This is a genomic window from Devosia sp. (genome assembly GCF_024707125.1).
Taxonomy (GTDB): domain Bacteria; phylum Pseudomonadota; class Alphaproteobacteria; order Rhizobiales; family Devosiaceae; genus Devosia.
The window spans coordinates 536,980-559,995 of record NZ_JANQAH010000009.1 but is presented as its reverse complement, the minus strand read 5'-3'; the positions used below and the strand labels follow the sequence as shown (position 1 = coordinate 559,995).

Here is a 23,016-nt window from a genome sequence, read left to right as displayed (position 1 = left end):
TTCGTTTCCCAGTCACGTCGCGATGCGCATAACGTGGCCCTCCATGAGGCAGGATCAAGAATGTGCCTATGGGATTTCTAGGCTTGAAATGACGCTTTTTCCTTCCTATGCGGCGCATAGCCGTTCCCCAAAATCATGAGCGAAGAGAGCCTGTCGATCAGCGACGACACCTCCCATTGGCGGCCGTTGCGCCTGCAGACGCTGGTGCTGCTGCGCTGGCTGGCCGTGGTGGGGCAGACCATTGGCGTGCTCTTTGTCCATTTGGGGCTCGGCTTTCCGCTGCCGCTCTGGGAATGCCTGGCGCTGATCGCGCTTTCGGCCGGGCTCAATGTCGGGCTGTTCCTGCGCTATGGCGCCAAGGGACAGCTTTCCCCGCGATTTGCTGCCATTCAGCTCGCTTTTGACCTCTGCCAATTGGGCGGGCTGCTGGCGCTGACCGGTGGCCTCCTCAATCCCTTCGCGCTGCTGCTTCTCGCCCCGGTCTCGGTTTCGGCCACGACTCTGCCGCCGCGCGAAACCCTACTGATCTCGGCGCTTGCCGCCGTGATCGCCTCGGTGATTTCGGTGCTGCACCTGCCCCTGCCCTGGACCCCGGGCGAAGAACTGGTGTTCAACCGCATCTATGTGATCGGCATCTGGGTCTCGATCATCTGCGGCATTGCCTTTATCGCCGCCTATACGATCCGCGTCGCCCATGAATCGCGTCTGATCGCCGATGCGCTCGCGGCGACGGAACTCGCCCTTTCGCATCGCGAGCAGCTTTCAGCGCTCGATGGCCTCGCCGCCGCAGCAGCCCACGAGTTGGGCACCCCACTCTCGACCATTGCGCTGGCCGCCAAGGAAATGCGGGCCGAGGTCGAAGAGGGCAGCCCCTTGGCCGAAGATGTTGAACTGATCATCTCGCAGGCCGCGCGCTGCCGGGCCATTCTTTCAAAATTGCGAAACCTTGGCAGCGATCCCGCCGATATGTTCGCCAAGGCGCCGCTGACCGATATTCTGGCCGAAGTCGCCCGCCCGCATGAAGGCCGCGGCAAGGTGATTTTGTTTTATTCCGAGCGCGCGACGGGCACCTCTCCGGTGTTTCCACGCTCGGTGGGCCTGCTCTATGGCCTTGGCAATCTCATCGAGAACGCCACCGGCTATGCGCGGGAAACCGTGCGCATCGACACCGAATGGGACCAGTCCGCCATCACCGTCACGGTGACCGATGATGGCCCCGGCTTTGCCCCCGAACTCATCGCCCGGCTGGGCGAGCCTTATCTGACCACCCGCCCGCGCGACCCGCAGGGCGGCGACGCCCACCAGCCCGGCGGGCTCGGCCTCGGCATCTTCATCGCAAAAACCCTCCTGGAGCGCACCGGTGCGCGCCTCAGTTTTGAAAACGAAAAACCCACGGGCCATGCCCGCGTCACCATAACCTGGCCGCGCGCGGCACTGTGATCACACGGCACGCGCTCGATTTTGACGAAAGAGCGGCAAACGCATAAGAAAGCGCCATGAACACGCTCGAAGAACTCCTCGCGGCCGATCCCAGTCTTCTGCTGGTCGATGACGATGCGGCCTTCCTCTCCCGGCTCGAACGCGCCATGGCGCGGCGCGGCTTTGCCGTGCGCACCGCCGGTTCGGTCGCCGCCGGCGTTGCCGCCGTCAATGAACAGCCGCCGGCCTTCGCCGTCGTCGACCTGCGCCTCGAAGATGGCAATGGGCTGGAAGTCGTCTCGGCCCTGCACCAGAAGCGTCCCGATGCCCGCGCCGTGGTGCTCACCGGCTATGGCAATATCGCCACCGCTGTGACCGCGGTGAAACTCGGCGCCATGGACTATCTTTCAAAACCCGCCGACGCCGACGACGTCATCAATGCCCTGCTCGCCACCGGCGAAGACAAGCCCGAGCCGCCTGAGAACCCGATGTCGGCCGACCGGGTGCGCTGGGAACACATCCAGCGCGTCTATGAACTGTGCGACCGCAATGTGTCCGAGACCGCCCGCCGCCTCAACATGCACCGGCGCACGCTGCAGCGCATTCTGGCCAAGCGCGCACCGCGCTAACCAGCACAAACCACCGCGTCATCCCCGCGAAAGCGGGGATCTCTGTTTCCTTAAGCGAGATTCCCGCTTTCGCGGGAATGACGCAGCGCTTGCCGGTCGTCAGACCACAAACAGGTTCGAAAACCCGCCAAAGATCATCCGCTTGCCGTCAAACGGCATGTCGGGGACGTTCTGCATGGCCGGATCTTCCATCATTTTCTTCATCACGACGTCGCGCGTCGCCTTGTCGGGATATTCGATCCAGGAAAAGACGATGACCTCGTCCTCCTTGGCCTGCACGGCGCGCTGAAAGTCCGTCACCTTGCCCGGCGGCACATCGTCGCCCCAGTTCTCGACAGTGCGGGTTGCACCCCACTGCTTGGCGAGCTCCGCCACGCCCCGGGCATGGGTGATGTATTGGTCCTTGTTCGCCCTCGGCACGGCAGCGACATAGCCATCGATATAGGTCATTTCGTCTCTCCTCATTCACTCGAGCAAAACGGCAGAGACACAATCACGGTTGCTCCGCCGCCTCGACTTTGACGAATGGCTGGGGCTAAGTTCGACACCCAACGAGAAAAATCGGGAGTCTTTTCGATGACGGTGACCCTCCATTTCCACGGCGCAGCAGGGACGGTCACCGGATCGTGCTACCGGGTGGTGCATCCTCAGGGGCAATTCCTCGTCGATTGCGGGCTGTTTCAGGGCAACAAGTCGGTGCGCGACCTCAACCTGAAACCCACGCCCTTCAACCCCAAAGAAATCGACTTTTTGCTCCTGACCCACGCTCATATCGACCACGCGGGACTGCTTCCGAAACTCTACGCGGAAGGTTGGCGCGGGCCGATGTGGATGACCGAGCCCACGGCCGGCCTCCTCGAATATCTCCTCCCCGACAGCGCCGGCATTCAGGAAAGCGAAGCCGAGCGCGAGACCAAGAAGCGCGGCCGTCGCGGCGATGAGCCGGCCAAGCCCCTTTACACGATGGAAGACGCCACCGAAGCGCTGCTGCACCGCCAGACCTGCAACTACGGAGAATGGATCAATCCCGGTCCGGGCGTGCGCGCCCGCTACTGGAATGCCGGCCATATCATCGGCTCGGCCTCCATCGAGGTCGAAGTCATCAATGGCGACGGCAAGCCGGTGCGCCTGATGTTCTCGGGCGATATCGGCCCGGACGAAAAGGTGTTTTACAACGAGCCCGAAGGCCCGGCCGGTTTTGACTATATCCTTTCAGAATCCACCTATGGCGGGCGCGAGCGCGAGGACTATACCCTTGCCCAGCGCCGCGAGGCGCTGAAGACCGAGATCAACCTTGCTTTGGGCAAGGGCGGCAATCTCGTCATCCCGGCCTTCGCGGTCGAGCGCAGCCAGGAACTGCTGCACGATATCGGCGTCCTCATTCGCGACGGCGAAATCAATCCGCGCCTCGTCGTGCTCGATTCTCCGCTCGCCAGCAAAGTGACCGGCGTCTATCGCAAATATGCAAAGATGTTCGAGGATACCGAGCTCGCGGCCGACGAGCTCTTCAACGATTCCCGCTTCCGCATCATCGAGGCGGTGGAGGATTCAAAAGCGCTCAATGCCATCAAGGGTGGCGCCATCATTATGTCGGCTTCCGGCATGGCCGATGCCGGCCGCATCAAGCATCACCTCAGAAACAACCTCATCCGCGCCAATGCCACGGTGCTCTTTGTCGGCTATCAGGCGCCGGGCACGTTGGGCCAGATCATTCTCTCGGGCGCCAAGGAAGTACGCATCCACGGCACGCTGGTGCCGGTGCGCGCCACCGTGCGCTCCATGGGCAATTATTCCGCCCATGCCGATCATTCGGAATTGATGGAGTGGATCAAGGAGCGCCTCCCCGCCCATGGCGCCATTTTCCTCACCCATGGCGAGGACGAAGAGCGCACGGCCCTGCGCGCCGCGCTGATGGCCACGGGCCTTGGCGGCGACCAGATCGTCCTGCCGCAACTCGACGACTATTTTGAGCTGACCGCTGCCGGCATTGCCGCCGCCAAGGCACCGGCCGCCCGCCGCGTCGATCTCAGGCAGTTGCCGGCCGATTGGCACAATGCCTTCTCGGATTTTACCATCCGCCTGAGCCAGCGCCTCCACGACCTGCCCGACAGCGAAAAACTGGCGCTGATGACCTCGCTGCAGCGAAAACTCTCGGAACTGGGCGCCGCGCCCAGCCCCACGCCCGTGCCCACGCCGGTCACCCCGGTCGAGACACAGGCCTTCGACGAATAGTTTTCTATGACGCCGGGCGCGGCTTCAGGCGCCCGGCCATCACAAAGGTCAGGACCAGCAAGGGGATGAGCATGGAAAACGCCATGCGCACCCCGAGCCCCTGCGCCACGGCGCCGATCAAGGCGGGCGCGCCGAGATTGACGAGCTGGAAGATCAGCGTCGTCGCGGCCACGTTCTGGCTCGCCGGGCGATCGCCGATCCGTGCAGCAGCCGAGAGCATCAGCGGATAGAGCACGCAGATGCCGATGCCGACGATCACGAAGCCGGCTAGCGCGATGTAGGCATTGGGCGAGAGCACGATGAGGACCATGCCTGCAACGGCGACAGCCGAAAGCAGTCGCGTCACCCGTACCGGCCCAAAGCGGTCGATGACACGATCGGCCAGCAACCTGCCCACGGCCATAGCAGCGAGAAGGGCCGGCAAAGCCAGCGACTCGACAAAGGGCGACACATCAAAACTGTCGCGCAGATAGATAATCGACCAGGCGCGCGAGGCGCCTTCCGTCAGGCCGGCACCGAGCCCGAAGGCAACAAGGCCAAGTGTCGCCAGCGTCGGCAGCGCCAGCTTTTTGACCTTTTCGCCGCTATGCGGGCGCGGCGGCATGACCGGCATGGGCACGACGACAACCAGCAGGAGCACGATCAGCAGCGGCGCCAGCGCCCAGAGGTGAATCGCCGGATCGACATGAAAACCGCGCAGCGTCGCGCCGAGGAGCGAGGTCAGCAAGAATCCGACGCTCCAGACGCCATGACAGGTGTTCATCACCCGCGCGCCGGTCGCCGCCTCTACCCGGTCGGCCTCGACATTCATGGCGATATTGCTGAGCGAGAAGCCGATGCCATTGAAGGCAAGGAGGATGAACAGCGCCGCGGGATGCAGCAACACGGTCGCCAGAGCCGCTGTGATGATGACGATGGGCAGCACCGCCAGAATGGTCCGCCTTGGCCCGAAACGCTCGATGATGGCGCTCGAAAACAGGAACATGGAGAGCGCGCCAAGCGGCTGGCCCATCAGCACCAGGCCCAGCTGGCCCTCCGAAAGCCCCATCGCAACCTGCAGGTCGGGAATGCGCGTATGGATCGCGCCGGCAGCCAGGGCATGGGTGAAGAAGAGCGCGATCACGCGCCAGCGGGCAGAGGTCATTATCTGGTCAGTACTTTAGCGCGGACCGGGGTCCATCAGCACATGGATGCGGTCGGCGCCCAGGCGGGCCAGTTTCAGCATCAGTGCCTTGCGGCGGGCGGGGGCAAGGGGGGGTATCGGGGCTATCGCGCAGAATGGCGCCATCATGCCCGTCGGCAACAATGAGGCCCTCGCTTTCGGGAAAAATTTCCCCATCGAGTTCGGGCGGTTTGGCAAAGAAGAACTTGTCGGAAAATTCGCGATATTCGGGCCATTTTCGATCGACCTGAAAATCGATCAGGCTCGACTTGATCTCGATGATCCAGATCTCGCCTTTTGGCCCCACCGCCAAGACGTCGGCGCGCCGCCCATTGCTGAGCGGCACTTCGGCATAGCACGCCATGTCGTGCCGCTCGCGCAGCATGCGCATGACCCCGCGCTGCACGCGCAGAGCCGTGGCCGATTGTCTCAAATCGACAATGGACGGCAGATCCTCAGCCATGGGCGACCGCTGCAAATCTCCGCGCCGGCAGGGCGCGGATGACAAGGAGCGCGGCAACCAGCAGCGGTACCACCACCCAATAGGACATGCGGATACCGAACTCTTCGGCAACGAGGCCAAGCAGAGGCGGAGCGAGGAAGAAGACCACAAAGGTCATCTGCCCGAGCGAAGCAACATTGACCGAGGCCGGCCGATCCGTGCGCTGCGCTGCCGCCGAGACCGCCAGCGGATAGACGGCGCTGCAACCAATGCCGGTCAGCACGAAGCCGAAGAGCGCCACATATTCATGCGGCGCCGTCGCCACCATGATCAGACCCGTCATGGCGATCAGCAGCAGCGTTGCCGCCACGGCGCGTGGCGAAAAGCGGTCGACGACGCCGTCCATGGAGAGACGCGCGACAGCCATGGCCAGCGAGAAGACAGTGACGCTGAGGCCACCAATAAAGGGTTCGACGTGGAACACGTCGCGCATATAGATCGCCGACCAGTCGATCCCGGCGCCCTCGGCCAGAAGCGGCGCCGCGCCAATGATGCAGAGGGCCGCAAGGCCAATGGTCGGAAAGGCGATGCGCGGCGCTTCCCCGGCATGGGAATCGGGCCGCAGCGGCGCATTCTCGATGCCGCGGAAGACAAAAAGCCCGGCAATCACCACGACGATGAACGCACCCACCAGATGCAGAGTGACCGGCACACCGGCCTGCCGCAGGCCGGAACTGATGAGCGCCGTCACGAAAAAGCCGAGGCTCCACATGCCATGGGTGCGGCTCATGATGCCGTAGCCAAGCTGGGCTTCAAGGCGGTCAGCCTCGAGATTGACGATGATTTCGACCGCACCCGCGCAGATGCCGGCGAAAAACAGCAGCGGCACCACGAAGAGGGCCGAAGGCATGAACGGCACCAGCGCATAGAGCGCCGAAGCGATGAAAATGGTGACGAAGACGCCTGTCCGCGCCGGATAGCGGGCGATGAAGGGACCGGAAAAAGTAAGGCCCACCAGCGCCCCGCAGGACATGGCGATCAACATCAGCCCCAACTGCCCCTCGCTCAGTCCAAACTGGAGCTGCAGGTCGGGCAGGCGCGACAGCATGGCGCCCATCGAGAGCGCGAAAATGAAGAACACCCCGAAAATCCGGTAGTGTGGGCGCATGAAAATTCTCCTTGCCCGGGTTCTGGCGTGCGGCGGCGTCAGAACCCGTCAGCAATCGTCTTTTGCCGGTCAGCCGAGCGGCGTCGGCTCGGGCGGCAGGCCGTGGGGCGCATCCACCTTCTTGGTGCCCAGCGCAAAGCTCGACGCCCAAAGGCCGGCCAGCAGCAGCGGCAGGCAGATGAGATAGGACCAGCGGATGCCCAGGAACTCGGCCACGAAACCAAGCAGCGGCGGCGCCAGGAAGAAAACGACAAAACTCACCTGGCCGATGGCCGCCACATTGACCGCCGCGGGGCGATCGGTGCGCTGCGCCGCGGCCGAAACGGCCAGCGGATAGACGGCCGAGCAGCCTGCGCCCATCAGGGCAAAGCCGACAAGCGCCAATGCTGCCGTCGGCGCCGTGCCGACGAGGAGAGCGCCAAAACTCGCCGCCGTCAGCATGACCATGGCGACATTGCGCGGCCCGAAGCGGGCAACGATGGGATCGGCCGAGAGACGCATCGCCGCCATGAAGAAGGCAAAGAGCGTCAGGCCCATGCCGCCGATGAAGGGCTCCACAGCAAAAACATTGCGCATGTAGATGGCCGACCAGTCGATACCAGCGCCTTCGACGAGGAAGGCAGCAAAGCCGATGAGACAGAGCGGCAGCAGGCCCAGATTGGGGAAGGCAAAGCCATGGCTTTGGCCCTCGACCTTTGCCGGTTTCGGCGCTTCCGTCGCCGAAAACAGCAGGTAACCAGCAACGACAACGACGATCACCGCCACAATGCCCAGATGCAGGCCGGCCGAAAGGCCCGACTGGCGGATCATGGCGCCAAAAAGCGCGGTGACGAAGAAACCGACGCTCCAGAAACCATGGGCGCGGTTCATGAAACGCTGACCAGTCTGCACTTCGAGCCGGTCGATTTCGACATTGAGATTGATCTCGAGCGCGCCAGCCAGAAGCCCTGCCAGGAACAGCACGGCAAACATGGCCGGGGCCACCGGCAGCCAGGGAATGGTGGCAAAAAGCAGCGCCGGGCCGAGCACGGTGAACAGCGCCGTCTTGCGGAAGCCGAGCTTTTCGACCACGGGCGGGCCAAAGGTGAGCGAAATCAACGAGCCGATGGCCATGCCGATCATGGTCAGGCCCAGTTGCCCCTCGGAAATGCCGAAATGGGTCTGGATATCAGGCAGGCGCGCCATCAGCGCGCCCGTCGTCACGGCGAAAAGGAAGAAGCTCGCATAGATGCGGTGCTGGGGCGCAATCATGACGTGGCCTCGCGCAGAACGGGTTTGGGCGCCAGGACATGGGCCGTGGTGAAGCCAAGGAGGACAAGCGGAATACCGACGCCAAAGACCCACTGGATGCCAAAATGCTCGCCGATGAACCCGAGGAGCGGCGGTCCCAAGAGGAAGGCGGTGAAGGAGAACTGCGCGAGCGCCGCCACATTGACGGCGGCAGGGCGGTCGGTCTGCTGCGCGGCGGCCGACATGGCCAGCGGGAAGAGCGCACTGGAGCCGACGCCAATGAGCGCAAAACCGAGATAGGCGACCCAGGCGGCCGGCGCGAAGAAGGCCAGCAGCACGCCGATGCCGAGCACGGTGAGCAGCACGCGGGCAACGAGCACCGGACTAAAACGCTCGACAAAACCGTCGGCAAAGAAGCGCGCTACGCCCTGCGAACCGGCAACGGTTGCCACGGCGAGACCTGCCCAGAAAGGTTCGGCATTGAAGAGATCGCGCATATAGATGGCCGACCAGTCGATCCCTGCGCCTTCCATGAGCATGGCGGAGAGACAGACGGCGACCAGCGCCATGATCGGCAGGGTCGGGCGGGCAAAGCGCGGCGCTTCATCCGTGCTGGTCCCGGCGCGATGCGCGGCCGGCTCGAAGCGGCCGAGGACAAGAAGGGTCGCGACGATGATGACCGGGATCATGATGAGCAGGTGGTAATGCACTTCGAGCCCGGTCTGGGCGATGAAGGAGCCCACCATGCCGGCGGCAAAGAAGCCCAGGCTCCAGAAGGCATGCGCGCGGCTCATGATGCGGCGGCCGATGGCGTGTTCCACCCGGTCGGCCTCGACATTGATGATGACTTCGATGGCGCCGATAGTGAGACCAACCGGCAGCAGCAGCAGGAAGAATGTCAGTGGCGTCTGCGCCCAGCTTGCCAGCGCATAAAGCGCCGAAAGCAGCGGAATGGCAGTCAGCAGCACGCGGCGATAGCCAATGGCTTCGACCACGCGGCCGGCAAAGGTCAGCGAGATCAGCGTGCCGACGGCCGAGCCGATCAGCGCCAGGCCAAGCGCGCCTTCGCCCACGCCCATAGCCGTCTGGATATCGGGCAGGCGCGGGAAAATGCTGCCCATGGCAAAGGAATAAATGAAAAACGCCCCGAAGACCTTGATCTGGGGCGGCAGCTCAATGCCGAATCGCATGATAGGAAAATGCTCTAAAGATCAGTCAGAGGCGACGTTAGGACATTTCACGGCGCAGCGAAATGGGCCCGCGCATGCCCCAATAGAGTTTATTGCAACGTTTGCATTGCTGCCACATCACCGGATGGGCTGGAGAACTCGTCACGCAGCACCGAGACCCCATCGAGCAGATTGCGGACGATTTCGAGCCGCCGGAACGGCCCGCCGACGCGATTGGCGACCGGGTTCGGCTTCAGCGCCGCGACGCGATTGCGCCGGTCGGGACCGAAATAACCGGCAGTCTCGTAAAAAACCATGTTCTGGCCGATCTGCCGGCCGAGGCGCTCGCGCAGTTTCGAGGTCGACTGCGGCAGGGCCACGATGTCGTCAAAACCCATATTGATGCAGGCCATGATGGTGTCGATCGATGGATCCTCGGCACAATAGACCATGGGCGAAAAGCGGATGGTGCGTGAGGCGGCAAAGCGGATCGCATCGGCCACGGGCCGCAATGCGCTGAGATCGGCGACGGGAGAGAAGAGAAAATAGCAGACCGGGGTTTCGCCCGCCTGCTGCACGACCTGGCTGATACCGCGATAGTCCGACACACCGGCAAAGCCGATATTTCCGGCCATGTCGAAAAGCGTCTGCCAGGCCGTGTCCCCCGGCCCGACGACATAGGCGTATGCTTTCATAGCACCGCTGTCCCTGCTGCATTCCCGGAGCGAATGCTAAGCCCAAGGCCCTAATAGGGGCCTAACGAAATCTTCCGGAACTACCCGTAGATCGGCTTTTCCCCGCGAAACAGCGGTCCGTTCTCGTGCATCAGCGCGGCGATGCGCTCGGTGACGGCGCGCACGGCCGGGGTGTGGCGCTCTTCGTGGTGACAGACGAGCCATTGGTCGGTCTCGAGTTCGGGAATGGTGCCCGCCATGCGATCGACGCGTGGATCGCTATCGCCGACAAAGCAGGGAAAGACCGACATGCCAGCGCCTGCTGCCACCAGTTCCAGCACGCTCATGGCGTCATTGCCGCGCGTCGCGATCCGATCGCCATGCCGGGCATGCAGCCAGCGGGCCGAATGGGTCTGGCTGCCGTCGCCAGCGACACCAACGAAGTAACCAGCCGCGACGCCACTAATAAGTTCCGGTCGCGCATAGAGCCCATAGGCAACCTTGCCCACCAAGCGCCCTGCGAGCCACTGCTCGGTCGGCCGCTGGTTGCGGATGCCGATATCGGCATTGCGCCGGCCGATATCGACCTTGTGGTTGGCGGTCACCAGTTCGAGCGCGAAGCGGTCGCCCGCCGTCCAGATTTTTCCGATATTTTTCGCGAGGAAAGCCGAGGTCCAGGGCCCGGCCGAAACGCGGACCACGCGCTCGCCGATGGCACCATCCTTCCAGCGTTTTAGGGACAGCATGGCCCCCTCAACCTCTTCGGCGCGTAGCAGCAGTTCTTCGCCCGAGGGCGTTAGCCGATAGCCGGTCTGGCTGCGCACGAAGAGCGGCTCGCCCACCTGTCGCTCCAGCGCCGTCACGCGCCGGCCGAGGGTCGCCGCCGAAAGGCCCGTCGTTTCCGTCGCCGCGCTCAACCCGCCGAGCCGCGCCACATCCAAAAACAGCCGGAGATCGTCCCAGGAGAAATCCATTTTTCATTCCTGAAAAGCGCCTTGCAGTCTCGACTGTAGCGTAACGGCATACAAAAGCGCAATTATCTCCTCACCGGGTCGCCGAGAGCGGTCCCAGCCTTTGCAGAAAGCACCAGTTTTGAAACGCCTGATCCCAATCCGGCGCCGGGTGTTTGCACGCAAAAATCCGAGGAGACGAAATCATGTTCGAACCCATCACAAGCCGTCTGCGCCGCTGGCACCTGCGCAACGTCACCCGCCGCAAGCTGTCCATGCTCGACGATCGCCTGCTGACCGATATCGGCACCAAGCGCAGCGGCATTGCCGACTTCATTTCCACCCGGACCTGCGAAGGAGAATGACATGATGCAAAAACGCAAACTCGGGCCCTATGGCCCAAAGGTCGGCGCCATCGGCATGGGCTGCTGGGCCATTGGCGGGCATTTTACCCTCGACGGGCGCAATGACGGCTGGGGCCAGGTCGATGACGCGCAATCGGTGCGCGCCATCGAGCTTGCCCTCGACCTCGGTGCCAGCCTCTTCGACACGGCCGATGCCTATGGCACCGGCCACAGCGAGGCCATTTTGGGCAGCGCCCTCAAAGGTCGCCGTGACGAGACCTTTATCGCCACCAAATTTGGCTACACCTATGACGAGAGGGGCAAGGCGCTGGTCGCGACCGATGTCTCGCCGAGCTATATCGACTGGGCCTCGGCCAAATCGCTGAAGCGCCTGGGCACAGACTGCATCGACCTCTACCAGATCCATGTCGGCGATCTCAGCGACGACGTCGCCGACCGGGCCGGCGAGGCTTTGGAAGGCCTTGTCGAAAAAGGCCGCATCCGCGCCTGGGGCTGGAGCACCGACAATGCCGCTGCCGCCCGGCGCATGCTGAAATATCCGCATTTTGCCGCCGTGCAGCAGGAATTGAGCGTACTCTGCGACGGGCCGGACATGCTGGCTCTCTGCGCCGAGGCTGAACTTGCGAGCCTCAATCGTTCGCCCCTCGCCATGGGCATGCTGAGCGGCAAGTTTTCCGCCACTTCGCGCCTTGCCAAGGACGATGTGCGGGCGGCGGGTCACTCCTGGGTGCGGTTCTTCGCCGATGGAAGGCCAAAGCCGGAAACCCTCGCCAAGGTGGACGCCCTACGCGACCTCCTGACATCAGGCGGCCGCACCGTGGCGCAGGGCGCGCTCGGCTGGAACCTTGCCCGCTCGCCCCACACCATCCCCATCCCCGGCTTCAAGACCGAGGCACAGGTCCGCGACAATCTCGGCGCCCTGGAAAAGGCCCCCTGCCCGCCACCGTCATGGCCGAGATTTCGGGCATTCTGAACAAGGAAATCGAACATGTTTGATGCCGATACGCTTGCCGAAACAACCATGACCACCAATCGCCTCGGCCGCTTTGGTCCCGTCAGCCGGCTTACCCTTGGCGGTGGCGGCATCGGCCAGGTCTGGGGCCCGACCTCGGAGGACGAGGCCGTCGCCACGCTCCGCGCCGCCGTCGATGGCGGTATCTCGCTCCTCGATGCGGCGCCCGGCTATCTCATCTGTGAAGCCATGATCGGCCGCGCCTTCGAGGGGAAATTGCCCAAGGGGGTGCGGGTGACAACCAAATACAGCCTCGGCACCGTTCCCGAGGAAGATGTCTATCCCCGCCTCAAAACTTCTCTCCAAAAGAGCCTTGCCGCCATGCGGCTCGAACGCGTGGACATGATGCTGCTCCATAGCGAGATACGCCCGGACGATTATGACTATCCGCCCGGCGAACCACCCAAGAACGAGCGTTCGACCAGTCTCACGCTCTATCGCAATGCGGTGCGCCCGGCCTTTGCGCGCCTCGTGCAGGAAGGCCTCATCGGCGATTGGGGCATTACCGGTATCAACCACGCCGCCGCGACCATCGATGCCCTGTTCTCGGGCCCCCTCCCGGCGGCCGTGCAAGCCATTGCCAATCTGCTCGATAGTCCCGGCGCGATGAATGGCACCGGCCTCGCCCCGCGTCCGCGCGATGTGATCGCGGCAGCACAGGCGGCCGGAGTCGGCGTCATGGGCGTGCGGGCCGTGCAGGCAGGGGCTCTTACAAGCAGCTTCGACCGGCCCGACACCCACGGCCCCGACCGGGAGGATTTTGCCCGCGCCCAATCCTTCCGGGAGCTTTGTGCCCGCTGGGGCGAAGACCCGGCGCTCGTGGCCCATCGCTATGCGCTTGGCATCGAAGGCGTCGATACGCTCGTGCTGGGCGTGAAGAACCGGGAAGAACTGCGTATGGCGCTTGAAGCGGAAAGGCGGGGGCCACTTGATCCCGAACGGCTCGCCGCCATCGAGGTTTTGGGCCTCAGATAACGAAAGGCCGCCCTACGGGGCGGCCTTTTCACTGACGCATGATCAAAAAGGGATCACATGGATTCGAGGCAGACCGAGGTCACACCGCGATTGCGGAAGCCGAGGGCGTTGGCCGCGGCTTTCGAAAGGTCGATGATGCGCTTGCCGTGGAAGGGCCCGCGATCATTGATGACCACTTCAATCGACTTGCCCGAGTTCTGGTCGGTGACCTGAACCTTGGTGCCGAAGGGGAGAGAACGATGCGCCGCCGTCATGGCGTTTTCGTTGAAGATTTCTCCCGATGCTGCCCGCTTGCCGTTAAAGCCGGGGCCATACCAGGAAGCGCCACCACATTGGGCGTAGGCTGCCGTCGAAGTTAGTGCGAGGGCGGCCGCCGCTGCGGCGACGAGAACGGCTCTTCTGATCAATGGTCTATGCTCACTGAAGTTGTCGATGAGCTTTGACTAAAGATGAGGCGCGGCACGATTAAGGGCGGAATCGCGCGAGATTGTGCTGTGTTGCCTCATTGCCGCAGGTTTGGCGGCAGTCATTCATTAACCATTCAGGTGGACTTGATCGATTCTTAGAAACTGAATCTCAAGAAAAGCCGATTCGGCAGGCCCCACGCCCCGATTGGTAAGAATCAGGAAACCACGTTGTGCACTGTGGCCATGAGGCAACGGTTCCAAGGAAGTGACAGAAAAGCCCGGATTTCGGGCGGTCAAGCCTGTGAATTACGAGAATTCCGGCCTTTTCATAAAATGCGAACAATGACTATGGCCCGATTTGGGCAGGCAAAAGGGCAATTGCGGCAAAGAAAATGGGCGATGGAGTGATCCACCGCCCAGTCAGTCAGGGAGAAGACAGATGCCTGTGGCTCAGCCACGCGGCTGAGGCACAATGCGGAGATAGGGCTTCAGTTCCTTCCAGCCCTCGGGATACTTGGCCTTGGCCGCTTCATTGGAAACGGCAGGAACGATGATCACGTCCTCGCCGCTCTTCCAGTTCACGGGCGTTGCCACCTGGTGCTTGGCGGTCAGTTGCAGGCTGTCGATCACGCGCAGCACTTCATCAAAATTGCGGCCGGTCGAAGCGGGATATTCGATCTTGAGCTTTACCTTCTTGTCCGGGCCGACAACGAAGACGGAACGGACGGTCAGGGTATTGTCGGCATTGGGGTGAATCATGTCGTAAAGACGCGCCACCTTGCCTTCGGTATCGGCCAGCAGCGGGAAGTTGAGCGCAGCGCCCTGCGTCTCTTCGATATCCTTGGCCCAGCCGCCATGGTCTTCGAGCTTGTCGACGGAAAGACCCAGAACCTTCACGCCGCGCTTTTCGAATTCGGGTTTCAGCTTGGCGGTATAGCCGAGTTCGGTGGTGCAGACCGGGGTGAAGTTCTTGGGGTGGCTGAACAGCACTGCCCAAGACCCTTCAATGAAGTCGTGGAAGTGAATGGTGCCTTCGGTGGATTCGAGGGTGAAATCAGGGGCGGTATCGCCGATCAGGATCGCCATGTTTGTCTTCCCTTGCCGCCAGCGGGCGGCGCTTAATGTCTGAAAAGAGAATATCGTGCCGCATGCCGCCGTTTGAAGCGGCTGCGAGCGGAACGCTTTTGCCTTGTTTTAGCCAAGACCGGCAAGCCTTTGCCTGGTGAGGGCAGAGGCCGGAATGGCCTATTGCACCATGACCGAGCCGGACACGGCACCAGCGGCGGGCGCGCCATTCTTCCAGGTCACGTCGAGCCCGTTGAGCGGCACGACCGACAGGCTCATCTTGCCCGAGCCCTGCTGGATTTCGCGCGCATGCGCCAGATAGATCAGCGAATTATTCGCCTGATCGTAAATGCGGGTGACGCGCAGCGACTTCCAGATCAGCGAGCGCGCTTCCTTGAAGATTTCCTCGCTGCCGCTCTTCGGAATGTCGCCCACAGTGATCGGGCCGACAGCCGAGCAATCGAGTGCAGAATAGGATGGGTCCTCGAACCAATTGCCCTGGCTGATGCGGTCAATGAAGGAGCGATTGAAGAAGGCCAGGTGGCACACCACACCCTGCACATCGGGGTCGGCCACCGCTTCGATGGAAATATCATTGCCGGTCCAGTCGACCCCGACATTGCCCACCTCACTGCGATTGCCGCAGGCGGCAAGGGCGAGAACGGCGGCTCCGAAAACGGCAAGGCGGGCAAATTTGTGCATTGGGTCCTCCAGCGATGTTTTTACAACATGGTTGGTGTGAAGAGCTGCCGCAAGTGACCTCCCCTCCATCCTCATTGCCGGGCTCGTCCCGGCAATCCATCTCTCCTCCGCTGGGGACTACCGGGACAAGTCCGGTAGTGACGACAGAATGGGGGCGTAGCTTAACCGCGATCTCTTCGCGCCATGAACATTTCGAGCCATCGCACCAAGAGCGAGAGCGAAATCGTCATGGTGAGATAGAGGAAGGCCACGACATTATAGGTCTCGAAAAACTGGAAGCTCGACGAAGCATGCAATTTCCCAAGCTGGGTAATGTCCTGCACCCCGAGCGCTGACACCAGGGCCGAGTCCTTCACCATCGAGACGAAATCATTGCCGAGCGGGGGCAGGATGGTGCGCAGGGCCTGGGGCATGATGACGAGGCGAAAGCACTGGAAGCGCGATAGCCCAAGCGACCGCGCCGCTTCCACTTGACCGCGCCCCACGGCCTCGATGCCGGCGCGAAAAATTTCGGCGATGAAGGCGGAGTAGCAGATGGTCAGCGCCAGGATCGCGCGCCAGACGAAATCGAAGCCGCGCACTGTCGCCGGTTCCATCCAGCCCAGTTGGATGAGCGGGCCAACCACCCAATTGAAGGCGGAAACCAGCGCCGGCGCGCCGACAAAGGCGATGTAGAACAGAAAAACCAGGATCGGGATGCCGCGGATGATTTCGACGTAAAAGGTCGCGATTTCCCGCAGCACGCGGACGTTCGAGGTGCGGGCGAGGGCGATGAGCAGACCCAAAATTGTCGCCAGGCCAAAGGCGACAAGCGTCACCCACAGCGTCGTCAGCACCCCGCCAGAGAGCTTTTGAAAGATATCGGCATAGGTTTCGTCAGCCGTGATGGCCCAAAAGCCGAGCACAAACAGCAGCCCGACAGCGAGCAGCCACCACGGCATACGGGCAAGAATGGAGGGACGGCGCGGGCGGGTGGTCATGTGGGGGAGATAGCCGAAAGCAACGAGTTTGTCGTCACCCCCTCCCAACCTCCCCCATCAAGGGGGAGGTGCCATATCGAGTTGGTGGTACGATCCAGCCAAAACCACCGTTCCTTCACCTCCCCCTTGATGGGGGAGGACGGGTGGGGGTGTTGGCAATCGCCAAAAGCCAAAGGCTTACTCACCCGTATATTCAAAGAACCAATAGTTGATCCGCTCATCGAGCCAGCCTTCGGCCTCGAGCTGGTCGAGCGCGGCATTGAAGGGTTCTACTAGATCTGAGCCCGGGGTCAGGATCAGCCCGAGCGGGTCGGCCTTGATCGCTTCACCCACCTGCTTGAAGGCACCGGGATCGGCGCCGATATAGCCGGCCGAGGCCGCCTGGTCGGCAATCACCGCATCCACGTCGCCGGCCTTAACGGCCTGAACGGCGGCACCAAAGCTATCGAAGACTTTCACCCGCGGGTTGGCTTCATCGCCGTCGAGCACGTCATAAATAGCCGTGTAGAAGGACGAGGTACCAGCCTGGGCGCCGAACAGCAGGTCAGCGTTCTCTGCAAAGCTTTCCTTGCTGGTGATGCGCTCTTCGTCGGCGCGGACCAGAAAATACTGCTCCACCGTGATGAAGGGTTTGGTGAAGTCGATCTGCTCATCGCGCTCTGCAGTGATGGTGATGCCATCGGCGCCGACATCGAACTGGCCGGTGCGGACGGATTCAATCATCACGTCCCAGGCGACGAGGTCCCATTCGACCTTGGCGTTGAGGCGCTTGGCGATCTCGTTGATCACGTCATATTCGAGCCCAATGCCTTCCCCGGTCTTGGGATCGGCGAAATTGAGCGGGTAATAGGCGTTTTCCGTCACCGCATGGATGGTGCGACCAGCCAGATCTGGCAGGTCCTGTGCCGAGGCGGGCAGGCTGATCAAGGCCGCGGCGGCCAAAGCAAGAAAGGAGGAGGTTCTAGACATCGTTGCGTCCCCAAACGTTCTGATCGCCAGACAATATTGCGGTTTGCAGCAAGGGGCGAGGCGCCCCTGCCAATTTTAGTTCCGAAAAGACTGGTGCACGGCAAACAACCACGACGTCATTCCCGCGAAAGCGGAAATCCCTGTTCGCGCAGAAAATCCCCGCTTTCGCGGGGAAGACGCGGTTTGTGCCGGAAAGGCCGGTTGGTGTCGGCAGCCGAGCCCTTAGGCCTCGTCGACAACCTCGGCGCCCGGACCATTCTTTTTCAGCGATTCGATGGCGTTGGTCGCGCTTGATTTCTGCTTGTAGGTCTCGGTGCGCGCCATGGTTTCGTTGTTGGAAGCAACGAAGCGCACGAAGTGCTGGCCATCCTTGGATTCGACGATCTCGAAGCGATAGCCCTTGCCGTCCTCACCCTTGGAGAGATCGACCGTGGCCGCCTCAGGCGCATTCTTTTTCAGCGACTCGACCGCCGATTTGGCCGATGCCTTCTGCTTGTAGTTTTCCGACCAGAAAATCGTCTCGGCATTGTAGACGAAGGCAAACTTGAACTGCTCGTTTGCAGCCGCAGTGATCTTGAACTTGTGAGCCATGACGCCGGGCCTCCCTTGGTTAAGACAAGGAAAGACTAGCGAAAACCGGGCATTTGGAAAGACTTATTTGCTTGCAACGCTATCGATATGGCCAAGGCTGCGCTCGGGATCGATCCGGTCGCGCACCATTTGCTTGAGCACCCGGCTATCGGGAAAGCCGCCATCGCGCTTGCGCTCCCAGACCAGCTCATCGCCAAAATGGATCTCGAAAATGCCGCCGGTGCCCGGCACCAGCGTCACCGATTGCAGTTCGATTGAAAAGGTGGACAGCAGTTCCTGCGCCATCCAGGCCGAACGCAGCATCCAGTTGCACTGCGTGCAATAGGTGATTGTTACGGCCAGTTTCGGCGTCGTCTCGTCGCTCATTTGCGCTTCTTCTTGCCCGTCTCGCTCGGGTCGACCAGGCTTGCGAGGATTTCATCGACGAGGTCGAGATCCTGCCGTTTGCCGGCCGCCTGTTGCTGCAGGTCGACGAGATAGGAAGTGGTGTAATAAAGCCGCCGCGCCAGCATGGTGGCGATATGCAGCGAGAATTCGGGATGCCCATCGAGAAAGGTCAGGGCATCGGGAATTTCATAGGCTTCCACCTCGGACAGGGCCTTTACCGTCGCCGAATGCGGCATGTCGAGCAGCACCGCCATTTCGCCGAAAATCGAGCCTGGCTCGTCCACATGGGTCACCTGCGTGCGCTCGCGGATGATCTCCACCTGGCCCTCAACGAGCACATAGAGTTTTCCGAAGCGCTCGCCTTCGGGCAGGATCACCTGCCCCGACTTGAAGCGCTGTTTTTTCAGATCCTTGCAATAGTCGAGAATGTCGGCCATGGCCCGCCCTCGTTCATCCGCCGCCTTCTAGACTAAAGGCTTTGTGGCGCAAAGCAATCTGGCTCGCGGGCGCCTAAAGCAGCTTCTCGATATCGCCGGCAATATCGGCCGGCTCGGTCGCAGGCGCATAGCGCTCCACCACCTTGCCGTCGCGACCAATGAGGAATTTTGTGAAATTCCACTTGATCGCCTCACTGCCCAAAAGCCCCGGCGCACTTTCCTTGAGCCACTGGTAAAGCGGGTGCGCCGCATCGCCATTGACGTCGATGCGCTCAAAGATCGGGAAGGTGACGCCGTAATTGATCTCGCAAAAGCTGGCGATCTCTTCGCTGGTTCCAGGCTCTTGTCCCGCAAACTGATTGCACGGAAAGCCCAGAACGACGAGGCCGCGATCCCCATATTGCCTATAGAGCGCCTCGAGCCCGGCATATTGCGGGGTCAGACCGCATTGGCTCGCCACATTGACCACCAGCACCACCTTGCCGGAAAAATCGGCAAGATTTTGCGGCGCGCCGCTCAGGAGAGGCAGGGTGAAATCGGCGAGCGTGGTCATGGAATTTTCCGGGTAGGCAGAGGGAGATCGTCTCATGTGCACCCGAAGGTGACCCAGTTCAATGCGGCACAATGAAAAAGGCCCCGGTTTCCCGGGGCCTCAAATCAGTTGCCGAAGAGCAGATCCATCAGCGTGCGCTGTGAATTCTCGTTCTGATAGACCGGCTGCTGGGGCTGCTGGCCCACGGCTGCTGGCGGCGCGAAGGGGCTGGTCGGCTGCACCTGCTGGCCCTGGAACTGCTGCTGGTTGGCCGCAGGAGCGCTCGGCACCCAGACCTGCTGGCCCGTGGCCGGATCGACCACCAGCACCATGGGCAGACCGGTCTGCGGATCGATCGGGGCGGCATTATTCGTGAAGGCCGCGTTCGGATCGGTGGTGAAACCAGCATTGGGATCGGTCTGCAGCGGCAGGCCGGTCACCGGATCAATGGCCTGTCCCTGCGCATCGAACTGCTGCTGGGTCTGGTCAAAACCCCCATTGATCGGCAGGCCCGTCGTGGGATCGGTCATCTGCCCGGTCTGGATCGGTGGGTTGGTAGAGGCCCCCATGCCGACCGGAGCCAGATTCGTATTCGGCAGCCCCGTGGCTGGATCGATGGCCACAACCTGACCCGTCGTCGGATCGGTCATGGTCTGCACCGGCTGGCCGGTGCCGCCATCGACATATTGCACCTGCGGCTGGCCCGTGGTGGGGTCAATCACCGGCTGCCCGGTCACCGGGTCGATCAATTGCTGGGCAATCAACTGGCCCTGATAGGAGCCACCGGGAATGCCAACCGGCGAGCGGCCGGCATGGGCCTTGGTCATGAATTCGGACCAGATCGCCGCCGGCACATTGCCGCCCGACAGTGTCGTCTTGGTGTCATTGTCATTGCCCAGCCACACGCCGGTGACCATGGCCGAGGTATAGCCGACAAAGAGCGCGTCGCGGGCGTTCTGGCTGGTGCCGGTCTTGCCGCCAAAATCCCAACCGCCGAGATTTGCGCCACGCCCGGTGCCGACTTCCACGGCAGTCTTGAGCATGTCGTTCATTTCGCTGAGCACATTGGGATCGACGACGCGGCCGGGGCCGGCATCGGAGGATTCATAGAGCAGCGTGCCATCCTTGGAATTGATCTTGGTGATCACATTGGGGATCACACCCATGCCGCCATTGGCAAAGGGCGCATAGGCCGAGGTCAATTCGAGCAGGTTCACTTCCTGCGTGCCGAGCGCGATGGAGGGCACCGGCGTCATGGGCGAGGAAATGCCCATGCGGGTCGCAACGTCGATGACGGCTTCCGGCGTCACGTCGATGGCAAGGCGTCCGGCAATAGTATTGAGCGAATAGGCAAGACCCTGGCGCAGCGTAACCGTGCCGGCATATTTGCCCGAGGCGTTGCGCGGGCTCCAGCCATTATATTCGAACTGGGCGTCCTCAGCCAAAGTATCGGGCGTATAACCCTTTTCCATGGCGGCCATATAGACGAAGGGCTTGAAGGTCGAGCCGGGCTGGCGTTTGGCGGTCACGGCGCGATTGTACTGGCTTGCCTGATAGTCGACGCCGCCGACCATGGCGCGCACCGTGCCATTGACATCCATGGCCACCAGCGCGCCCTGCGTGAAGCCGCGCTTGGAGCCTTCATTGACCACAGCCTCGCGGACAGCAAACTCGGCGTCCTTCTGCATCTTCCAGTCGATGGTGGTCTGCACCACCACGTCGTCCTTGATCTCGCCGATATAGGCGGTCATCAGGCTTTCGACCCAGTCGGCCACATAGGATTCCGACCCAGCGACCACCGTGCGCACCGTCCCCTGGTCAGACGAAATCTGCGCCGCATCGGCTTCTTCGCGGGTGATATAGCCCTCCTGCGCCATGGAATTGAGCACGAGGCGCTGGCGCTCGATGGCGCGCTGCGGATTGGCTTTTGGATTATAGGCCGAAGGCGCAGGCAGGATGCCGACCAGCATGGCGGCCTGGCCGAGCGAAAGATTGCGCGCGGAAACGCCAAAGTAGGTCTGCGCCGCAGCTTCGATACCGGTGGCGCCGGAACCGAAATAGACGCGGTTCATATAGAGTTCGAGAATTTCTTCCTTGGTGAAATTCTGCTCGAGCCAGATAGCGAGGATCGCTTCCTGCACCTTGCGGCCCAGGGTCTGGTCGGGGGTAAGAAAGAGGTTCTTGGCGACCTGCTGGGTCAGCGTCGAAGCACCGCGCGTCACTTCGCGCGCCTGCACGGATCCGACGGCCACGGCGATGAGACCAATGGGGTCGACGCCAAAATGGCTCATGAAGCGTCGGTCTTCCGAGGCGATGAAGGCTGCGGGCACGTATTGCGGCAATTCGCGGAAAGTGACGGCCTCGCCGCCGGTCTGGCCACGATTGGAGATCAGGCTGCCGTCGGCCGCCAGAATTCGGATATTGGGCGGACGATCGGGAATGGCCCAGCTATTGGACGAGGGAAGCTGCGCGCCGTAGTAGACGATGATGCCGATTACGGCGAGCCCGCCCCAGAGGCAGGCGACAAAACCCCACCAGAGCAGCCCCATGAGAAAGCCGCCCGAGCGCGAACGGCGCTTCTTGGGTTTTGCTGTTTCGGCCTTGCCGCGACGCGGCTCCTTTTCGGCGCGCGCCGGCTTCTTGCCACGCGGCGGCTTGCCGCCATTGCCGCCACCACCGCCGATGGGACCGCCGGAGCGTTCGTCATCGACAAAACCGCCAACGGACTGGCCAAGGCTCGGCTCGACGCGCTGGCCTTTTGCGGCGCGCGCTTGCGGCTTGGCACCCCTATTGGGCTGGGCACCAACGCGATCATCGGCCGAAATGCGGAAGTCCATCGAGCAAACCTGTCCTAGGGAGTCTCATCCCGCTTCTATCCTGTTCTCTCCATGAGGGAAACAAAAGGTAAGCAGGAGGTTAAAGTCCTCTGGCGCGCTGTGGACGGGAATTCCCGTCTCTGCTGCGTCTCGCGTTCGGATGAGACGCTTTTCCGCGGTAAATGTGGCCGGTTTATGGGATTTGCAACGGTGGCGACCCCAGTGTGGCCCCGCCGCCACAGGCCATTTGCTGACCCGATCTGGAACAGCTCTTTTCACCCGGATGACTTCTGCAGTCGGCGGACATAGTCTGAAAACTCCCAAACCCAGCATGAAGAGCGCGCCATGCCCCGCTTTCTCGCCGTCTATACGATGCAGCCGGAAGATCTCGCCCGTTTCCGCGCCATGCCCAAGGCCGATCAGGACGCGGTCGACGACATCGGGCTCAAGAAATGGGCCAAGTGGGAGAAGAAGAATGCTGCCTCCTTCCCCGATCACGGCGGCATGGTCGGCAAGACGCTGCGCGTGACGAAGAATGGGGCGGCGCCGGCGACCAATTCCTTTTGCGGCTATATCGTCGTCGAGGCCGAAACCATCGAGGCCGCGGCAAAGCTCTTCGAGAACCACCCGCATTTTTCCGTCTTTCCCGGCGACGGCGTCGACATCATGCCCTTTCTTACCGGGCCGTCGACCTGATCAGGGC

24 protein-coding genes and 3 pseudogenes are annotated in these 23,016 nt (G+C 62.1%); 7 read left to right on the top strand and 20 right to left on the bottom strand.

The annotated features are described in order from the left end of the window. Nucleotides 1-135: 135 nt before the first annotated feature. Nucleotides 136-1,440 carry an ActS/PrrB/RegB family redox-sensitive histidine kinase gene (locus tag NVV77_RS12820; protein WP_295413811.1) on the top strand — a complete coding sequence of 435 codons (1,305 nt, stop codon included), beginning with the start codon at nucleotides 136-138 and terminating at the stop codon, nucleotides 1,438-1,440. A 56-nt stretch (nucleotides 1,441-1,496) separates the two neighbouring features. Further along, nucleotides 1,497-2,048 (top strand): ActR/PrrA/RegA family redox response regulator transcription factor, encoded by a 552-nt coding sequence (locus tag NVV77_RS12815; RefSeq protein ID WP_295413808.1) that lies wholly within the window; start codon nucleotides 1,497-1,499, stop codon nucleotides 2,046-2,048. A gap of 99 nt (nucleotides 2,049-2,147) precedes the next feature. On the opposite strand, the gene NVV77_RS12810 is transcribed toward NVV77_RS12815, so the two are convergent. Then, nucleotides 2,148-2,498 carry a DUF1428 domain-containing protein gene (locus tag NVV77_RS12810; RefSeq protein WP_295413805.1) on the bottom strand — a complete coding sequence of 117 codons (351 nt, stop codon included), beginning with the start codon at nucleotides 2,496-2,498 and terminating at the stop codon, nucleotides 2,148-2,150. A 126-nt stretch (nucleotides 2,499-2,624) separates the two neighbouring features. Here NVV77_RS12810 and NVV77_RS12805 point away from each other — a divergent pair, with 126 nt between their 5' ends. Next, nucleotides 2,625-4,280 (top strand): MBL fold metallo-hydrolase, encoded by a 1,656-nt coding sequence (locus NVV77_RS12805; RefSeq protein WP_295413803.1) that lies wholly within the window; start codon nucleotides 2,625-2,627, stop codon nucleotides 4,278-4,280. A 4-nt stretch (nucleotides 4,281-4,284) separates the two neighbouring features. Here NVV77_RS12805 and NVV77_RS12800 read toward each other — a convergent pair whose 3' ends face one another. The 8 genes and pseudogenes from NVV77_RS12800 to NVV77_RS12770 form a co-directional block, all read right to left on the bottom strand. After that, complete coding sequence (locus NVV77_RS12800; RefSeq protein WP_295413800.1) at nucleotides 4,285-5,424, bottom strand: MFS transporter; 1,140 nt, start codon at nucleotides 5,422-5,424, stop codon at nucleotides 4,285-4,287. A 15-nt stretch (nucleotides 5,425-5,439) separates the two neighbouring features. Then, nucleotides 5,440-5,568: an MmcB family DNA repair protein gene (locus NVV77_RS21980; protein WP_367178627.1), complete on the bottom strand. Its 129-nt coding sequence runs from the start codon at nucleotides 5,566-5,568 to the stop codon at nucleotides 5,440-5,442. 103 nt (nucleotides 5,569-5,671) lie between these two features. Then, nucleotides 5,672-5,827: pseudogene (locus NVV77_RS21975) on the bottom strand (MmcB family DNA repair protein); the annotation flags it as partial. Nucleotides 5,828-5,897: 70 nt separating this feature from the next. Then, a complete protein-coding gene (locus NVV77_RS12790) occupies nucleotides 5,898-7,052 on the bottom strand; it encodes an MFS transporter (RefSeq protein ID WP_295413797.1) in 1,155 nt (384 codons plus the stop codon). A 69-nt stretch (nucleotides 7,053-7,121) separates the two neighbouring features. After that, the gene (locus tag NVV77_RS12785) at nucleotides 7,122-8,303 is read right to left on the bottom strand and encodes an MFS transporter (protein WP_295413795.1); all 1,182 of its coding nucleotides are present in this window, start codon (nucleotides 8,301-8,303) and stop codon (nucleotides 7,122-7,124) included. Then, nucleotides 8,300-9,472: an MFS transporter gene (locus NVV77_RS12780; protein ID WP_295413794.1), complete on the bottom strand. Its 1,173-nt coding sequence runs from the start codon at nucleotides 9,470-9,472 to the stop codon at nucleotides 8,300-8,302. The genes NVV77_RS12785 and NVV77_RS12780 overlap by 4 nt, the downstream gene beginning before the upstream one ends. A gap of 89 nt (nucleotides 9,473-9,561) precedes the next feature. Beyond that, nucleotides 9,562-10,146 (bottom strand): hypothetical protein, encoded by a 585-nt coding sequence (locus NVV77_RS12775; protein WP_295413791.1) that lies wholly within the window; start codon nucleotides 10,144-10,146, stop codon nucleotides 9,562-9,564. A gap of 80 nt (nucleotides 10,147-10,226) precedes the next feature. Continuing rightward, the gene (locus tag NVV77_RS12770; protein WP_295413789.1) at nucleotides 10,227-11,099 is read right to left on the bottom strand and encodes a LysR family transcriptional regulator; all 873 of its coding nucleotides are present in this window, start codon (nucleotides 11,097-11,099) and stop codon (nucleotides 10,227-10,229) included. 182 nt (nucleotides 11,100-11,281) lie between these two features. Here NVV77_RS12770 and NVV77_RS12765 point away from each other — a divergent pair, with 182 nt between their 5' ends. The 3 genes and pseudogenes from NVV77_RS12765 to NVV77_RS12755 all read left to right on the top strand — a co-directional run bounded on the left by NVV77_RS12765 (nucleotide 11,282) and on the right by NVV77_RS12755 (nucleotide 13,427). Then, a complete protein-coding gene (locus NVV77_RS12765) occupies nucleotides 11,282-11,440 on the top strand; it encodes a DUF1127 domain-containing protein (protein WP_295413787.1) in 159 nt (52 codons plus the stop codon). Between the two features lies 1 nt (nucleotide 11,441). Beyond that, nucleotides 11,442-12,436: pseudogene (locus NVV77_RS12760) on the top strand (aldo/keto reductase). Next, nucleotides 12,429-13,427: an aldo/keto reductase gene (locus tag NVV77_RS12755; RefSeq protein ID WP_295413784.1), complete on the top strand. Its 999-nt coding sequence runs from the start codon at nucleotides 12,429-12,431 to the stop codon at nucleotides 13,425-13,427. The pseudogene NVV77_RS12760 and the gene NVV77_RS12755 overlap by 8 nt, the downstream one beginning before the upstream one ends. A gap of 53 nt (nucleotides 13,428-13,480) precedes the next feature. Here NVV77_RS12755 and NVV77_RS12750 read toward each other — a convergent pair whose 3' ends face one another. From NVV77_RS12750 to NVV77_RS12700, 11 genes and pseudogenes are all read right to left on the bottom strand, one after another. Then, a complete protein-coding gene (locus NVV77_RS12750) occupies nucleotides 13,481-13,831 on the bottom strand; it encodes a septal ring lytic transglycosylase RlpA family protein (protein WP_295414458.1) in 351 nt (116 codons plus the stop codon). A 453-nt stretch (nucleotides 13,832-14,284) separates the two neighbouring features. Next, nucleotides 14,285-14,920: a peroxiredoxin gene (locus NVV77_RS12745; RefSeq protein WP_295413781.1), complete on the bottom strand. Its 636-nt coding sequence runs from the start codon at nucleotides 14,918-14,920 to the stop codon at nucleotides 14,285-14,287. A gap of 159 nt (nucleotides 14,921-15,079) precedes the next feature. Further along, nucleotides 15,080-15,601, bottom strand: a complete 522-nt coding sequence (locus tag NVV77_RS12740; RefSeq protein ID WP_295413778.1) for a CreA family protein — start codon at nucleotides 15,599-15,601, stop codon at nucleotides 15,080-15,082. Between the two features lie 161 nt (nucleotides 15,602-15,762). Then, nucleotides 15,763-16,581, bottom strand: coding sequence for an amino acid ABC transporter permease (locus tag NVV77_RS12735; RefSeq protein ID WP_295413776.1), 819 nt, complete (start codon nucleotides 16,579-16,581; stop codon nucleotides 15,763-15,765). Between the two features lie 177 nt (nucleotides 16,582-16,758). Beyond that, nucleotides 16,759-17,550 (bottom strand): ABC transporter substrate-binding protein, encoded by a 792-nt coding sequence (locus tag NVV77_RS12730; protein WP_295413774.1) that lies wholly within the window; start codon nucleotides 17,548-17,550, stop codon nucleotides 16,759-16,761. 222 nt (nucleotides 17,551-17,772) lie between these two features. Continuing rightward, entirely contained in the window at nucleotides 17,773-17,934 is a 162-nt protein-coding gene (locus NVV77_RS12725) for a YegP family protein (protein ID WP_295414456.1), read from the bottom strand. Between the two features lie 24 nt (nucleotides 17,935-17,958). Beyond that, nucleotides 17,959-18,141, bottom strand: a pseudogene (locus NVV77_RS12720) (YegP family protein); the annotation flags it as partial. Nucleotides 18,142-18,204: 63 nt separating this feature from the next. Then, nucleotides 18,205-18,507, bottom strand: coding sequence for a SelT/SelW/SelH family protein (locus NVV77_RS12715; RefSeq protein ID WP_295413772.1), 303 nt, complete (start codon nucleotides 18,505-18,507; stop codon nucleotides 18,205-18,207). Continuing rightward, entirely contained in the window at nucleotides 18,504-18,965 is a 462-nt protein-coding gene (locus NVV77_RS12710; protein ID WP_295413769.1) for a Crp/Fnr family transcriptional regulator, read from the bottom strand. The genes NVV77_RS12715 and NVV77_RS12710 overlap by 4 nt, the downstream gene beginning before the upstream one ends. A 73-nt stretch (nucleotides 18,966-19,038) precedes the next feature. Then, the gene (locus NVV77_RS12705) at nucleotides 19,039-19,518 is read right to left on the bottom strand and encodes a glutathione peroxidase (protein ID WP_295413768.1); all 480 of its coding nucleotides are present in this window, start codon (nucleotides 19,516-19,518) and stop codon (nucleotides 19,039-19,041) included. 104 nt (nucleotides 19,519-19,622) lie between these two features. Next, entirely contained in the window at nucleotides 19,623-22,334 is a 2,712-nt protein-coding gene (locus NVV77_RS12700) for a transglycosylase domain-containing protein (RefSeq protein WP_295413765.1), read from the bottom strand. A gap of 324 nt (nucleotides 22,335-22,658) precedes the next feature. On the opposite strand from NVV77_RS12700, the gene NVV77_RS12695 reads away from it, so the two are divergent. Further along, complete coding sequence (locus tag NVV77_RS12695; RefSeq protein WP_295413762.1) at nucleotides 22,659-23,009, top strand: hypothetical protein; 351 nt, start codon at nucleotides 22,659-22,661, stop codon at nucleotides 23,007-23,009. Nucleotides 23,010-23,016: the final 7 nt, after the last annotated feature.